Genomic DNA, 16,681 nt, shown 5'->3' with positions numbered 1-16,681 from the left:
TACTCACCTTTTAAATATAATACATATACGGCGTTTGATGGTTTTTATCAGAAGAAGTTGATACCTTTATTTTCTTATTTTCAAGTAATTTTTCAATCGTATAATAATTCATTTCTTCATTAAATTTACGATCCCAGCCTAATTTATTTGCTGTTTCTCTAACAGTCCCCTTCATTCCGACAAAGAACATGCTAATATCTTTTTCCTTTTTTAGTTGTTCCTTCAAGTCTTCTATTACCTCAAACGATGGAGTGTCCATATCATTAACTCCAGAAAAATCGATAATAATCATGTTAGCCAGAGGCTTTAAATAAAGAAACTCCCTGATCTTTTCTTCCAAATAAGAAATGTTTGCAAAGTGAATGGAAGAATCAACTCGAATCATAATTAAATCTTCAAGTGTTGTCGCTTGAGGAAATCTCTTTATATCACGAAATATTTGTTCCTTTTCAAGATATCCCATTTCAATAATATTTGGCCTTGTTATTCTTGCTAACAACAAACAGAAATTAAAAATAGCACCAACTAAAATTCCCCACTGAATTCCAACAAATAAGGTGACAAAAAAGGTGACAATCCAGCTCCATCCATCTATTGATCTTACATTGAACAAGAATTTTGCTTGTTCAATATCAATTAATTTATAGACGGCAACGATAATAATCGCAGCTAGAACTGCACTCGGCAAATAATAAAAATAAGAGGTAAATAACATCAATGTAATGATCATAAACAAACTAGTGAAAATTGACACTAATTGCGTAACGCCACCACTTTGATGATTCACTGCACTTCTTGAAAAGCTTCCATTAACAGGGAAAATCTGAAACAACGAACCTAGCATATTAGCTAAACCTAATGCCTTTAACTCGCGATTTGGGTTAAGTTTATATTTTTCTTTATCCGCAATTGTTTTTCCTATTGCCAATGACTCCATAAAGCCAAGCAAAGCAATGATGACTGCTGGTATAATTAATTGCTTCACACTTTCTAATGAAATCGTTGGCAATGAAAGAGACGGAAATCCATTTGGCACCGTACCAACAATCTGAACACCTTTTTCTTGTAATGAAAAAATGTACACACTAAGTGAAGACAACAGAATTAAGACAAGAGCAGCTGGAAAACGAGAGTTTATTTTTTTGAGAATAACTAAGAAAATGATACTACTTACTCCTAAGAGAACAGTCATCCCATGTAAGTTCGTCAATTCCCTACCTATTCCAATTAGTAAATGATGGGCTTGAAAATACGTACCAAGATCGATTCCAATCAGATGCTTTAACTGACTTAGACCAATGATGATAGCTGCGGCTGAAGTATAGCCACCCAGCACAGATGGTGAGATAAATTTCACAATAAAACCCAGTCGTAATACTCCTAGTAAACATTGAATCGTCCCCACCATAAGTGCCAATAAAATAACAAGCGTGATATAATCCTGTGACCCTGGCTCACTTATGCTTGATATTCCTGAAAAAACAAGTAAAGAAGTTATGGCTGTTGGTCCAACCGATAAATGCCTTGAAGAGGCAAATAATGCATAAATAATTAAAGGAATGGTTGAAGCATATAACCCCATAACGGGTGGTAAACCAGCTAACATCGCATATGCCATACCTTGAGGAACGAGCATCACAAATAAGGTTAAGCCTGCAATCAAATCTTTCATCATTAGACTTTTGTTATATGGTTGTTCTAAGCCTGGTGGTATATATTTTTTAATGGTCATCTTTACCATTTCCTTTACTTTTAAAGTTCTTCTTATCTATACGATAACACGCTTTTTCACGGAGGCATATTGCAACAAATGCATAGCATATAACAGATTGTTATAGCTAGTTTATTTTCCTGATAAGCCGACCTAGGGTATTATATAAAGATAAGATAAAAATGTCTAATTGGGAGGGTATGTATGAATATAGAAAACCTGAAAATGTTTTGCTTAGTCGTTGATGAAGGAAGCATTAGTCAAGCAGCAAGATTAAGCTTTGTGTCTCAGCCGGCTGTGACAAGACAAATCCGCCAATTAGAGAATTTTTATGGTACTTTATTATTTGATCGGACAGAAGGAAAGCTTATAGTTACAGAAACAGGGAAAATGCTCTATCCTTTTGCCAAAGCCATTATTAATGATTTTGATAGATCTAAAGAAGTGATCCTTCAGGCTACCGGAGAGTATAATTCAAATCTTAGGGTAGGTGCTTCTCTGACAATTGGTGAGTTTCTATTACCAAGTTTACTTGGTCGATTTAAAAAACATGCACCAGAAATAAAAGTAACCTTAACGATTCGAAACACACCAAGTGTGTTAGAGGATTTAACGAACGATGTGATAGATATTGCATTAGTTGAAGGAATTGTTGAAGATAAACATCTAATTGTTGAGAAATTTGCCAATGATGAACTCATCCTCGTTTGCTCACCTGATCACCCATGGAAGGACCGATCTGAAATTCAAATTGAGGAATTAGCAAATGAAAAAATGATTTGGCGTGAATCAATTTCTGGAACAAGACTCATCGCAGAAAATGCCCTGAAAGAGTATGGAATTTTGGAAAAGATAAATAGTTATATGGAAATCGGTAGCACACAAGCCATAAAAAGTGCCGTTGAGTCAGGTCTTGGAATTAGCATACTTTCTAAACTAACTGTTGCCAGAGAATTAGAACAAGGCTATTTACAAGAAATAAAAATTAAAGATGTACATATTGAAAGAAGCTTATGGCTCGTTAAAAAGCCGCAGCGGTTTCATCGAGAAGGTGTTTCTCAATTTGTAGAGTTTATTCAGCATTAAGAACAAAAGTACTGGAGCTGGATGTCAAAGTACAATCCACAATCTCTGTAATACATAATTTCTTGTAAGCAATAAAAAGGCAACAAATCTGATAATAGATTTGTTGCCTTTTTATTGCTTCTACAACCCAAACAAATTAGGCAAAAACAAGCTTATCTTAAAAGCTGTCTAAACTAGTTATCATCTTTTGTGCTGAAAGCCGCTTACTCCGCCACTAGCCAAATCTATTATTCAAAGAGTAAACTTTTTAGAAAAATTCATATAAAAATTGAGATAAACTTAAAACAGCTAACGATTGTCCGTATGGCATTGTTGTCGTTTTGATTTCTTTATAAAACTCTAATGTATCACCCATACCTGTTCCAACTGATACCTTTTGCAAAGCACCTTCATCATTAATTTCCTTCACAATTCCACGAATTGCTTTGTAAGCTGTTTCTCTATATTCTTGACCAATATATCGTTTATGAACAGACTTCAAAATGCCATAAGCAAAGCCAGCTGTTGCAGAAGCTTCTAAATAAGATGTTTTGTCATTGATTAATGTATGCCATAATCCGCTTTCATCTTGATATTCAGCTAATGCTTCAATTTGTCTTTTTAATGTATCAAGAAGATATTCTCTTAAGAAATCTCCCTCTTTTAAATCAAGAATTTCGATAAATTCCGGAATGGCAATGGTAATCCAGCAGTTCCCTCTTCCCCATAATGCTTCTGCATAATGATGGTTTTCTTCAAAAGTCCAGCCGTGAAACCATAATCCTGTTTTACGATCACTTAAATACTTTATATGAATTAAAAATTGTCTTTTCGCTTCTTCAATATATTCTTGTTTATTGAAAAGTCTTCCGATCTTGGCCAAAGGCAAAACCGTCATCATCAAGGTGTCATCCCATAGCTGATTTTTATTTTCAGGGCCGTATGTCATATGTTGAAGACCGTTTTCCTCAGTTCGTGGCATATCATGCATAACCCACTCTGCCCAATTTTCTAAATAAGGAACAAATGTCTGATCCTTCGTTTCTTCATATAGAAACGCTAGCGTTAATAGAGGAGCCATTGTATTCACATTTTTTGGTGGTACCCCTTCTTCAAATCTAGCTTGAAACCAATCGGTCATTATAGTTAATGCCTTCTGACTATTTGTTAGTTTCCAATATTTAAAGATTCCATACAACCCAACACCTTGCGGCCAGTTCCAAACATTCCAGCTCTTATCATCAACAACTAAACCATCAAAGTTTAATAAAAATTCACCTGTATTATCTTTTATTTGTGAAAGATTATCCATCAATACATCTATGTAGTTAATAATCTCAGTTTTCTCTAGAAAAGCTTGTTTTTGAGTCATTGTAATCCCTCCAAAAATTATTGTAATAGCTTTAAATCTCAAAAAGATAAAACGTTTTCAATTTCATTTAAAGTTCTCTTTGATTGGTCATAACCTTTTGTTTCTCTGTTATTCAACGTTTCTTTTTTATTTATTATGTTTATTTAGTGCCACTTTTGTTCGTTTATTTCCACTTTCATTATAAAAAATTAATGACTTGTGGTCAATAGGGTTTCTTTTATTATGTTTTGCTAGATTACTAAAAAACGCTGAAACCAGTTTTATCACAACAACATCAACATTTTTATATTTTTAGGAAAATAAAAAAATAACTACCAAAATTACTTTGGTAGTTATTTGTAAGTTTTATATGTAATAAAAAGAATTGTACTTTAATTTAAAACTGATAATAGGGTTTTCTTAAAACTTTGATAAACATACAGCCAAAGTGCTTGTTCCTCTTTATACCGTCTTTGTAATGATGAAATCATTTCTTTTTGTTTTTCCGGAAAAGAAGGATCATCCTTTGCTGGAAGTGTAGCTCTGAGATCATCTACAATCTGCTGAACTTCTGGTGCACGAGGACCCCATTTTCCAATTAGTGTACCTTCATCATTCAAAATTAAAACAATCGGTATCGCTCGTCCACCATTTGTTAAATGTCGGTCAATAAGTTCTGTATCAGCATCTCTTAATGTAACACGAACCTCAATATCTGAAGCCTCAGCCAGCTTTCGTATCACAGGATTAATCATCATAGCATCACCACACCAATCTTCTGTAATAATTAAAAAGTGTAGTGAATGCTTTGCTAATTCGTTGCCAAACCCATCTTCTGGTAGTTGGAAGGATTGATAAACATTGAAGCTTTCCTCTCTTAAATTGCCCATATCCTCCATATATTGTTGAATTGACTTGCCTTCTCTAAAATACTGTTCTTCTGTTTTCATGAAAACACCTCTTTTACGTCTTTATATCATCATATTAAGCCCGAATTATTTTAAATGCAAAAATTGGTGCGAATTTATCCAAAGTTTCATAAATGGTCAAGTGATCGCAGCTGACGCGGGCTGGACTGCGTACTAAGAATAAGCCAAAAAACAAGCCCTGAAAATCTTTTCGGGTGTCCTGTTATAGTTAAAATTCAATTAGTGATTTAGATGAAGCATCTATTTCTAGGGAATTATTCATGAGGGTATACGTAGAAGTTGTAGAATTGTGATTCGTAAATAGAACGGCATATCGATTCACAAGTGAAGATTTTTACTATTACTGTCTACTCATTTTTTCTATTTCAGATTCTACTTTATAGACTCTTTTGTTTAATACTTCTGTTCGATCATCAACATAATCAACAATCTTATCAGTATATAGGCCTAAACTATCAACAAGGTTTTTTTGCAACTTTTCTTGGCCAGCTTCTAGTCTTTTCTGACCTTCCCGCAATTCATAAGTATCTTTCTTTAATTCATTTGTATCTTTTCTTAACTCTCTGGTATCTTTCTTCAATTCATTTGTGTCTTTTCTCAATTCATTTATATCTACACGCATTTCTTTTATTTCGTTTAACATTTGCCTTAAAATCTCTTCCATATTCCTCTCCTCCTTTCCTATGTTCTTAAACTGATTATACCACCCTATATATTAATAAGGGATAAAAAAGATTTCTAGACATAGGCAATTGATTATTTATAATAAATCAAATTACAACTTATGACATTTGTACATAAACTAAACAAGGAGTGCACGAAGCTTATGTATGAAAATGTTGGAGGGAGAATTATGAAGGATGATGAAACTGTTCACTCTCATGGAATGGAACTTGGAATTTATTCTTTAGCAGATTTACGTCCTAATCCCTATACAGGAGTAACGATCAGTGCTAAGCAGCGAATCGAAGAAATCATTGAAGCCGCAAAGCTTGCAGATGAGGCAGGACTTGAAGTTTTTGGTTTAGGTGAGCACCATCGATTTGATTATGCAGTGTCATCTCCTTCTGTTGTATTGTCTTCGATTTCTCGCGTAACCAAGAGAATAAAACTAACAACCGCAACCACAGTCTTTAATACCAACGATCCTGTTCGTTTATATGAAGATTTTTCAACACTTGATCTTTTATCAAACGGCCGTGCCGAAATCATTGCCGGTCGAGGAGCCTACTTGGAATCATTTCCTCTCTTTGGATATGATATAAAAAATTATGATGAATTATTCGAGGAAAATATTATCCTATTCCAAAAGTTGAATAAAGAAAAAAATGTAACGTGGGAGGGGAAGTTCCGCTCTCCTCTGCAACATGCAGATATTGTTCCACGGTCATTTCAAGATAAACTTCCGTTATGGGTTGGTGTTGGTAGTACACCGCAAAGTGCTGCACGTGCGGGAAGATTAGGTACCGGATTAGTTGTCGTTACCTTTGGAAAAGATTATCGGGTCTATAAAGAGCTTGTAGATATCTATCGAAAAGAAGCAGATAAATATGGAGTGTCTCCTACAGAGATTAAAGTAGCAGTTAGCGGACACGCCTACCTTTCACAAACAGCTGAAAAAGCAAAAAAAGAATTCTTTCCCTATCATTCAAGCTATTGGAGATCAATGAATTCAAATCAGGAATGGCTAAGAAATGATTTTGAAAAGATAACCAGTGAGAAAGGATCACTATTTGTGGGAAGCTCACAACAAATTATCGAAAAAATTTTACATCAATATGAACTTTTTGGACATCAGCGTTTTATGGCGCAAATTGATATTGGAGGAATGCCTTTTAAAACTGTGGTTGAAAACATTGAACGCTTAGCCACTGAAGTAGCACCTGTAATAAGAAGGGAAACAAAGAAATAGAATGGTATCAAGGAATTGTCAGGAGGTATGCTCATGTTTGATGAAATTGAAAAAAGAACAGGATTAACGGTGAACGATCTTGTTAAAATGATGGAATTTTTCAAACAAACGGATTTCCAAAAGGAACAAGAGCTTCGAACCTTTATTCGAAAAGTATCTCAGACTGCCAAAAAACCGATATCAAAGAAAACGGAAAACTTGATTATTCAAACCTATGAATCTTTTCAGAACGATTCAAAGATGTATAACAGCAGAAAAAGAAGAAATTCATAGGAACTTCTTCTTTCTGCTTCCTTGTTTATTCTGTGTGAAGGGGTCACTTATTTCGTTTTATTTCTCCCTTCCATTTAAATAAAACACTGCTGACTGATAATCTCCGCCCCGTTCAGCCAATTTTCCGTTTACGCCATTAAATTCAATAGGCAAAGGTAAACCTCGATAAACTAGTTCATCACCATAATAGGCTTTTTCTCCATTCACTTCATACAACAAGTTAACATCAAGTCCTTTTAAAGGCAGCACCTGTTGCTTCTTTGGATTCGCCGTCGCAAGGACTTTATACCATCCAACCAACGCTTCCTTCCTATCTTTTGAAACGATCATCCATGCTGTTTCGTTTTCTTCAAACGGACTTTGAAGTCGATAAAAGTCTCCATCTCGAATCAGTTTACGATGATTTTTGTAAAATTGAACTTGAGTTTTGATGATTTCCCGCTCTTCCTCTTTTAGTTCAAGTGGATTTAACTCATAACCAAATGTACCAAAATAGGCAGTATTTGCTCTAGTATCGATCGGTGTTTTTCTTAATGTTTGATGATTTGGAACAGCCGAAACGTGTGAACCCATACTATAAATAGGATAGGCAAGTGATGTTCCGTATTGAATTTTAAGACGTTCCACTGCATCGGTATCATCACTTGTCCAAGCTTGTGGAGCGTAATAAAGCATACCTGGATCAAATCTGCCTCCACCACCCGCACAAGATTCGAATAAAACATCAGGAAATTCAGTTGTTAGTCTTTCATACAAATCATAAACACCTAAAATATAGCGATGGAAAAATTCACCCTGTTGTTCTTGGTTAAGGGCCGATGAGTAGGCATCTGTTATATTTCGATTCATATCCCATTTAATATAAGAAAGCTTTGTTTTGCGGATGATACCCGCCATTTTTTCATATAAATAGTTCACTACTTCAGATCTTGAAAAATCCAACACAAGTTGATTTCTTCCGAAGACAAGGTGCTCCCCGGGTCTTCCTACTATCCAATCAGGATGTTCCTTATACAGCTTACTAACCGGATTAATCATTTCTGGCTCAAACCATAAACCAAACTTCAGATCCAACTCCTTTAACTTGCTTGCTAATGACTCCAAGCCATTCGGAAGTTTGTCTTCATCCTCATACCAATCTCCAAGTGATGATGTATCATCGTTTCGTTTTCCAAACCAGCCATCATCTAAAACAAATAACTCAATTCCTAAATCCTTAGCACTTTTCGCAATATGAACTAACTTTTCTTCATTAAAATCAAAATAAGTTGCTTCCCAATTGTTGATTAAAACAGGTCTTTCTCCTTGTTTCCATGGATCGCGAATTAAATGCTGACGATATAATTGATGAAAAGCCTGACTCATCCCGTTTAACCCTTCATGAGAGTAAACAATCACTACTTCTGGCGCCTGAAAGCTTTCATTTTCCTTCAAATTCCACTGAAATTGATGTGGGTGAATCCCCAACATCACTCTTGATGTTTCATAATGATCAACCTGAACCTGTGCTAGAAAATTACTGCTATACACAAAATTAAATCCATACACTTCATTATGATACTCTGTTGTATTTTCTCGTTTTAAGGCAATAAAAGGGTTATCATGATGTGAGCTAGCTCCTCTAATACTGGAGACGGAAGAAATGCCTTGTACAAGTTCTCTTTCTTTTATATGTCGCTCTCTAGACCATGTTCCAGATAGATGCACCATTTTAAAGTCTGAGTCTGGAAGATCAATAGATGAACTCATGAGCTTATTTAATGAAAGTGTATGTTCTCCTATATTCTCAATTTTTACAGTGCGGGTAATAACCGGCAAATGATGAAAAACGGTATAAAATAATTGAAGACTTGCGCTTACCCGGTGATCTTCTAGTGTCACAATAAGTGTCGTAGCTTCTTCTTCTCCAGCATATGTAGCAGGTAGTCCTGTTAATTTTGGCTTTCCTTTTACTATCTCATATCCTTGGTATGCAAATAAATTTCCAAGTCTGCCTTCAGAATCAACAACCTCAATTGCAGCCTCCCGAAAATCCCCTTTACCTGGTACCGGAAATTCTTGACGTGTTGTTTCAAGAGAAAAAGCTGGGTCATCCTGATAAAAATGACAGCTTGCGGCTGTAGGAAGATCATTTCGCTGAAAATGTGAAAAATCCTCACGATGACGAAGGGCCTTTCCAAAATAAAGCTGCCCCAGACTACCATTCTTTAACACTTGAAAAATATAACTAATTTGACCATTTGTTAAGTGAAATTGTTGCAGTTGATCGTTTATATGAATGTTCATGTTTCAACTCCTTTGATTGACAGTCTTTCATTGGTTGATTACCTTTGTTATCGGGAATGGATTTTGGTCTCGGGAACAGTTTCTGTCCCGGTTTTGGTTTTGCCTAGTTCGAGACAGTATTCTGATCTTTCCAACGGGTTCTGTCCCGATTCTGCCTGTATCAAGACTGTGGCTTGATCTTTCCACCAGTTTCTGTCCCGATTCTGCCTGTATCGAGACTGTGGCTTGATCTTTCCACCAGTTTCTGTCCCGATTCTGCCTGTATCGAGACTATGGCTTGATCTTTCCACCAGTTTCTGTCCCGATTCTGCCTGTATCGAGACTGTAGTCTGATCTTTCTACCGGTTTATGTCCCGATTCTACTTGTATCGGGACAGTAGCCTGTTCTAGCCGACGGTTTATGTCCCGATTCTACTTGTATCGAGACAATACCCTGATCTTTCTACCGGTTTATGTCCCGATTCTACTTGTATCGAGACAATACCCTGATCTTTCCACCGGTTTATGTCCCGATTCTACTTGTATCGGGACAGTAGCCTGTTCTAGCCACCGGTTTATGTCCCGATTCTACTTGTATCGAGACAATACCCTGATCTTTCCACCGGTTTATGTCCCGATTCTACTTGTATCGGGACAGTAGCCTGTTCTAGCCGACGGTTTATGTCCCGATTCTACTTGTATCGAGACAATACCCTGATCTTTCCACCGGTTTATGTCCCGATTCTACCTGTATCGAGACTGTAGCCTATTCTATCTACCGGTTCCTGTCCCAATCCCACCTATTTCGAAACCGAAGTGAGCTTGAAAAGAATTTCAAGCTCACCCCTGTTAAATCCCTTCACGCTGAATCACAAATTCAAATTCCATATCTCTATTTGCTTTTATCACATGTTCCTCATGGACAGGAGCACCCCAGCTATCATCTCCACCAACACCCATTTGCTTCCCGGCAACGGTGATCACAGTGTAATGTACATTAGGTAGTTCATAATGATGCTGTGCATTTTCAAGCTCAAAAGCTGTATACGGTGAGACATTGCACTCAATTGGAGTGTCCTTTGCGGCGATCATCAGTCCTTCGCCATCCTCATTTGTTATCCGAACTCTTCTGACTCCTGTACGATTTCCAGATTCTTGTGGTTTCAAATACGCAGCCATATTATCTTTTACTGTGTTCTTAAACACACCAAGTCTTGCCCCTTGAGCTCGATCGGAATAGTTTTCTTCCGGTCCCATTGCATACCATTCTAAGTGATCATAGCGAGCTGGAACCTTAAAGGATAAGGCAAAGATCGGCATCTGTGGTAACCCTTCTACTCCTTTGTACGATGACTTTACATGAATGCTTCCATTAGGACTTACCGTATAAATCGTGTTTACTTCAATATCTGTATGAATGGAAAACTTATAAGTAAATGCGACCACAACGGTATTTTCATGAGTTGATAGCTCAACCTTTGTACATCTCCGTGCCATACTTGCCGATAACCAGCAGCCTGAAACAAAAGCTTGAGCATACCCTCTATCATTGTCTGTGGTTGCCCGCCAGAATAATGGTGCAGGGGGGAAGGCAATCATTTCTTTACCTGAATAAGTAATAGACACTAAGCTCCCAACTTGCTTTGAGAAAATGATGCTAAAATCTCTACCATGAACACCGATGTTAACGTCACCTTCTACCAATCTAACAGTCTCATCAGATTGGGTCGGAAGGGTATCATCACCTTTTTTATCAAAAACATATTTCCCGAATGCCACCTCGTGCCCCGCTTCTGCCCAATCTGTTTTTTCTTTTAATAGAAAAGCAACTTGAACATAATACTCACCAAATTTGTTCACAAGATTCTCATCACACCAAGCAATATTCAATCGCTGTTCACTTTGCTGTAATACGTTCACCTCATCTGTTTTTTCACACACCTTCTCCCCCTCAAGAAAAAGAGTGTACTTTAACAAATAATCTGAGGTATCTTTAAACACATTCTTATTCTTAATCGTTACACCTGTTTCATCTGCTTCAAGCTTAATATTTTGATATAAAAATTTAACTTCCTGCATCTTAGGAGAAAGCTTTCTATCAGCATAAACAATTCCATTCGTACAGAAGCCGTAATCTGTTGGGCGGTCTCCAAAGTCTCCGCCATAAGCTAAAAACTCATTTCCATAACGATCTTTTTGGACAAGAGATTGGTCCATATAATCCCAAATGAATCCACCTTGATACATCGGGTATTTATCCTCTAATTCTGTGTAGTAATTCATACCGCCTAAAGAATTTCCCATCGCATGCATATATTCGCAGCTTATATACGGTTTTTCTGGGTTGTTTGTTAAATACTCCTCGATATCTGCCGGCTTTGCATACATGCGGCTTTCCATGTCACTAGTATCATTGTAAGTACGGTCGTAGAACACACCTTCATAGTGAACGAGTCTACTAGAATCAACAGATTTAAAGTATTTCGTTACATTCAGAATCACTTCACCTGCATATGACTCATTTCCACATGACCAGATAAGGATAGAAGGATGATTTTTATCTCGTTGGAACATTGATATTGCCCGATCTAACACAATGTCCTGCCATTCTGGTTTATTTCCCGGGATATTCCAGGAAGGTTCAACAGCACCCATCTTTTGCCATGAACCATGTGTTTCCAAGTTCATTTCATCAATCACGTAAACACCATATTCATCACATAATTCATACCAGTAGCTTTGGTTTGGATAATGTGATGTGCGGACTGCATTGATGTTATTTTGCTTTAATGTTTTTATATCCCAAAGCATATCTTCCTTTGTAATAGCACGTCCTGTTCGATGATGAAACTCATGGCGGTTTACTCCTTTAAAAACAATACGCTTACCATTTAGCTTCATCACTTTATCAACAAGTTCAAATCGTCTAAAGCCAAGCTTTTGCGGAACAACTTCAACGATCTCTCCTGTTTCATCAATAAGTTGAATATAAAGCTTATACAAATAAGGATTTTCTGCACTCCACAATTCTGGTGACTCAACATTCATCGTAAACGTCAGTTTTTCTCCATTTAAATCAACACTAGTTGATCCAACAAATTCTCCCTTTTTATCCACTAATTCAGCGAAAACCTTTGAACCAGCAGCAGCAGGTGAACTTAATTGAAGATCAACCTTCAGCGTTCCCTTTGTATAGGTTTCATCAAGATCTGCATGAACATAGGCATCATATACATGCATTTTCGGCACAGTGTACAAGTAGACCTCACGGAAAATTCCCGAAAACCGCCAGAAATCCTGATCCTCAAGCCAGCTTCCTGTACTTCTTTGGTACACCTCAACCGCAAGCTTATTTTCCCCTTCCTGTAAAAAAGGAGTTAATTCAAACTCAGCAGGTGTAAAGCTGTCTTCGCTGTATCCGATAAAATCGCCATTTAGCCAAACATAAAAAGCAGATTCAACACCTTGAAACGAGATAAAAACAGGGCTTCCTTTCATATTGTCAGGTACATGAAAAGTCTTAACATAGCTTCCAACTGCATTTTTATCCATCGGAATTTCAGGTGGGCGTATCTCATTGATTCCGTCCCAAGGGTACATCGTATTAACATATTGCGGTTTACCATAGCCTTGTAATTGAATATGACCTGGAACCTTAATATCACTCCAGCTCCTACAGTCAAAATTAGCATGATAGAACCGTTCAGGACGTGTGCTTGGATTGATCGCATAATGAAACTTCCAATTTCCATTTAAACTTTTTCTCATCGCCATTGGAACAGACCCCTTCGCCTCTTCCATTGTTTCGTAATACACATGACTAGAGTGTGCCGGTAGTCGATTTACGGCAAACGTATTTACATCTGTTAACCAATTTATATCTGGATTCGTCCTCATTTCCAACTTCCTCTCTCTTTATTTTACTGATCCCATCATACCTGCAACAAAGTGCTTTTGCATGATGAAGAATATAAGCGCAGCAGGCAATGTTGCAATAACAATCGCTGTCATAATAACGCCAAAATCTGGGGCATAGCTTGAGCCTAATGTTGAGATAAGCAATGGAATCGTTTGCTTTTCAGGAGATTGCAACACAACAAGAGGCCATAAATAGTTATTCCAGCTCGCCATAAACGTAATAATCGCTGCTGCTGCGTACGTTGTTTTCATTGTTGGGACATAAATTCTAAAAAATACACCTAACTCACTTAATCCATCAATTCGACCTGCTTCAAGAATATCCTTTGGAAACATTTTCGTACTTTGACGAAAGAAAAAGATTAAGAAAGCAGTTGTAAGTGTTGGTAATACCGCAGCTGTTAATGTATCAATCCCTAAAAAAGGGGCTGTTTGTGAAATCGTACCAAACATACGGAATAACGGAACCATTAACGCAGCGAATGGAATCATCATAGATAGAAGTAAAATATTAAACACAACATCTTTTGATTTACTTTTAAAAATCTCAAATCCATACCCTGCTAGTGACGCAATTAATAGCGATAGAATTGTTGTTGAAATTGATACCTTAGCAGAATTAATCAAAGCAGGAACAATATCGACTGTAGCTAATAGATTTTTAAAATTCTCCACAAAATGTGCACCTGGCAATAATCTTCCTTGCGTCACATCAACTGACTTATTTGTTGCCGAAACAACCATCCATAAAAACGGAAAAACCGATACAATCGTCGCAACAATTAAAACTCCGTAACTAAATACTTTCTTAAGCATTTCGATCACCTGCCACTTTAAACTGAATAATCGAGAAAATCACAATCATAATGACAATCGCATACGACACGGTCGCTGCATAACCAAAGTCTGGCGTATATTTAAACGAAAGATTATAAATATATTGAGAGATTGTCATTGTTGCATTACCAGGACCACCTTTTGTAATATTCATAACCTCATCAAATAGCTGCAAAGTTCCGATTGTTGAAGTAATCGATGTAAAAAGAATAATTGGCTTTAACATTGGGATTGTAATCTTAAAAAATTGTTGAATGGGAGATGCTCCATCAATTTTTGCCGCTTCATAGATGGAAGAATCAATGTTTTGCAGTGATGATAAATAAAAAATCATATTATATCCAGTCCAACGCCAAGTAATCGCAATTACTATTGTGATTTTTGCCCAGAAAGGATCTGTTAGCCATTGAATGGGCTCTGAAACAAAGGAAAGCTTCATTAACATCATGTTAATAATGCCATCGACACTAAATAAATACTTAAAAATAACTGAATAAGCTACAAGCGATGTTACACATGGTAAAAAAATCGCGGTACGGAAAAATCCTTTAAACTTTAAATTTTTATCATTTAATAGCACTGATAAAAATAGAGCTAGAAATATCATGACCGGCACTTGAATAATTAGGTATATAACGGTATTTTTTACGGCTGTAATAAACGTCGGATCTTTTAATAATCGTGCATAGTTATCAAGCCCTGTAAATTTCAAATTCGTCCCTGATCCTGATTGGAAAGACATGATTAACGCATGAACCATTGGATAAAAGTAAAAAATGCAGATTAATACAGAAGCTAATGTGATAAAAGACCAACCGATGAGGGTTGTTTTATTAAACCGCTTCTTGGTTGAATAGGAAACGGATGTGTTTGTACTTGGTTTTGCTGATATCATTTCAAAGTCAACTCCTTAACTTAATCAATAGAATTGAAGCCTTGAAAATCTCCTCTGCATCTCTAGCAGATTAAAATTTCAAGGCTTCGTTCCTCACTTCAGATGTGAGGAAAAGTTGGCAGGATTATTACTGTAATTGTGCATCAGCTTGCTGTTGAGCGTCCTCAAGCACTTGATCAATATCCTTACCGTTAAGGTAGTTTTGCATTTCAACAATTAAGATGTCGTCAATGGCATATGTGTGTAATCCATAATTCACTTGTGGAATTTCTTCTAACCAAGTTGAGAAGTCAGAAATAATCGTTTGACCCGCAAAGAACTCATCAGCTGCTTTATATGCTTCTCCATTTGATGCAGGAATGTATGTTCCAATTGCTCCAATCTCTGTTACTAAATCTTGATAAAAATCAACATTTGAACCAAATGTTTTTGCTAAGAAATCAGTAGCATCTTCTTTCCCATCAACATTTAACACATACCATGAGCTTCCACCTAAGTTCGAAGCATTCACTGATTCAACATCAGGAAGCTTTGGTTGTGGTACAACTGCCCATTTGCCTGATTGAGATGCTTCAGCTTTAACAGAAGGAGTGATCCAGTTTCCAGTCGGAACAGATGCTACTTCACCACTATTAAATGCCGCTAAGAATTGACTCCAATCAGAGTTTGGTTTCACAATATCAGCGTCAAGCATTGCTTTGTACATTTCAAATGACTTTTTAAGTGCTTCATTTCCAGCAATAAATGGTGTTACACCATCTTCTTTCAAATACCAAGCACCAGCAGATTGCATCATCATACGGATAATCCCTTGATCATTTGGATCAAGCGTAATCATGTTCTTTCCAGTTGCTTCCTTAACCTTTTTCCCAATTTCAATATATTCGTTCCAGTCAATTCCTTTTAAATCATCAACTGTGTAACCAGCTTGTTCTAAGTAGTCTGTTCTTACATATAAACCTGTTACACCAGTATCAAATGGTAAACCATAGTTTTTATCATCAAGACTTGTTGGTGCTAGTTTATAAGACGCAAAATCTTCGGTATTGAACGATCCAGTAATTTCGTGAAAAGAATCTGGATATGCCTGAAGAAAGCTTTGCGCACGATAATCTTCAATTAACACGATATTTGGTAATCCCTTTGTTGTACCAGAGCTTAAGCTTGTATTTAATTTTTGAATAATATCAGCTTGAGCATTTTCAACAATCTTGATTTCAACATCAGGATTTTCTTTTTGATAATACTCTTTTGCAATATTCAAAGCTTTAATATTAAAGTTAGGATCCCATGCCCAAATTGTGATTTCGTTTGAACCTGATGATTCACTTGACTCTGAATCTACTGTTTCTTTTGATCCAGAAGAACATGCAGCCAAGATCATCATGCAAGCCATCATTAAAACGAGTAGCTTTTTCATAAAAATACCCCCATGTTTTTTGTTTTTTGTAAGCGTTATCTCTCCCTTACACCTATCATGTTAGCATCTTTATTCTCTTTTTCTTTAGGACTATATTTTTATAAA

Annotated in this window: 12 protein-coding genes; 3 read left to right on the top strand and 9 right to left on the bottom strand. The window is 36.5% G+C overall.

Annotated elements, in window-relative coordinates:
* Positions 1-10: 10 nt before the first annotated feature.
* Entirely contained in the window at positions 11-1,732 is a 1,722-nt protein-coding gene (locus LPC09_RS05645) for a SulP family inorganic anion transporter (protein ID WP_098796477.1), read from the bottom strand.
* 183 nt (positions 1,733-1,915) lie between these two features.
* On the opposite strand from LPC09_RS05645, the gene LPC09_RS05640 reads away from it, so the two are divergent.
* Positions 1,916-2,797, top strand: a complete 882-nt coding sequence (locus tag LPC09_RS05640) for a LysR family transcriptional regulator (protein ID WP_098796478.1) — start codon at positions 1,916-1,918, stop codon at positions 2,795-2,797.
* Positions 2,798-3,044: 247 nt separating this feature from the next.
* Here the strand turns inward: LPC09_RS05640 and bglB are convergent, their stop codons facing one another.
* The 3 genes from bglB to LPC09_RS05625 all read right to left on the bottom strand — a co-directional run bounded on the left by bglB (position 3,045) and on the right by LPC09_RS05625 (position 5,720).
* Positions 3,045-4,148: a beta-galactosidase BglB gene (gene bglB, locus LPC09_RS05635; RefSeq protein ID WP_098796479.1), complete on the bottom strand. Its 1,104-nt coding sequence runs from the start codon at positions 4,146-4,148 to the stop codon at positions 3,045-3,047.
* Between the two features lie 371 nt (positions 4,149-4,519).
* Positions 4,520-5,077, bottom strand: coding sequence for a thioredoxin family protein (locus LPC09_RS05630; protein WP_098796480.1), 558 nt, complete (start codon positions 5,075-5,077; stop codon positions 4,520-4,522).
* A 319-nt stretch (positions 5,078-5,396) separates the two neighbouring features.
* Positions 5,397-5,720, bottom strand: coding sequence for a hypothetical protein (locus LPC09_RS05625; RefSeq protein WP_098796481.1), 324 nt, complete (start codon positions 5,718-5,720; stop codon positions 5,397-5,399).
* A gap of 189 nt (positions 5,721-5,909) precedes the next feature.
* On the opposite strand from LPC09_RS05625, the gene LPC09_RS05620 reads away from it, so the two are divergent.
* Positions 5,910-6,968, top strand: coding sequence for an LLM class flavin-dependent oxidoreductase (locus LPC09_RS05620; RefSeq protein ID WP_098796498.1), 1,059 nt, complete (start codon positions 5,910-5,912; stop codon positions 6,966-6,968).
* Positions 6,969-7,001: 33 nt separating this feature from the next.
* Positions 7,002-7,241, top strand: a complete 240-nt coding sequence (locus LPC09_RS05615; RefSeq protein WP_231309183.1) for a stage VI sporulation protein F — start codon at positions 7,002-7,004, stop codon at positions 7,239-7,241.
* Positions 7,242-7,298: 57 nt separating this feature from the next.
* Here the strand turns inward: LPC09_RS05615 and LPC09_RS05610 are convergent, their stop codons facing one another.
* The 5 genes from LPC09_RS05610 to LPC09_RS05590 form a co-directional block, all read right to left on the bottom strand.
* Positions 7,299-9,527 carry an alpha-galactosidase gene (locus tag LPC09_RS05610; RefSeq protein WP_231309182.1) on the bottom strand — a complete coding sequence of 743 codons (2,229 nt, stop codon included), beginning with the start codon at positions 9,525-9,527 and terminating at the stop codon, positions 7,299-7,301.
* Between the two features lie 828 nt (positions 9,528-10,355).
* Positions 10,356-13,403: a beta-galactosidase, LacZ type gene (locus tag LPC09_RS05605; protein ID WP_231309181.1), complete on the bottom strand. Its 3,048-nt coding sequence runs from the start codon at positions 13,401-13,403 to the stop codon at positions 10,356-10,358.
* An 18-nt stretch (positions 13,404-13,421) separates the two neighbouring features.
* Positions 13,422-14,240, bottom strand: coding sequence for a carbohydrate ABC transporter permease (locus LPC09_RS05600; protein WP_442920017.1), 819 nt, complete (start codon positions 14,238-14,240; stop codon positions 13,422-13,424).
* Positions 14,233-15,156, bottom strand: a complete 924-nt coding sequence (locus LPC09_RS05595; protein ID WP_098796485.1) for a carbohydrate ABC transporter permease — start codon at positions 15,154-15,156, stop codon at positions 14,233-14,235. Before LPC09_RS05595 ends, LPC09_RS05600 begins: the two co-directional genes overlap by 8 nt.
* A 127-nt stretch (positions 15,157-15,283) precedes the next feature.
* Positions 15,284-16,576: an ABC transporter substrate-binding protein gene (locus LPC09_RS05590; protein WP_098796486.1), complete on the bottom strand. Its 1,293-nt coding sequence runs from the start codon at positions 16,574-16,576 to the stop codon at positions 15,284-15,286.
* Between the last annotated feature and the right edge of the window lie 105 nt (positions 16,577-16,681).

Origin of the sequence: Metabacillus sp. B2-18 (assembly GCF_021117275.1) — a bacterium.
GTDB lineage: Bacteria > Bacillota > Bacilli > Bacillales > Bacillaceae > Metabacillus.
Note: the sequence above shows the minus strand (reverse complement) of the source record. Positions and strands in the feature narration are given on the sequence as shown.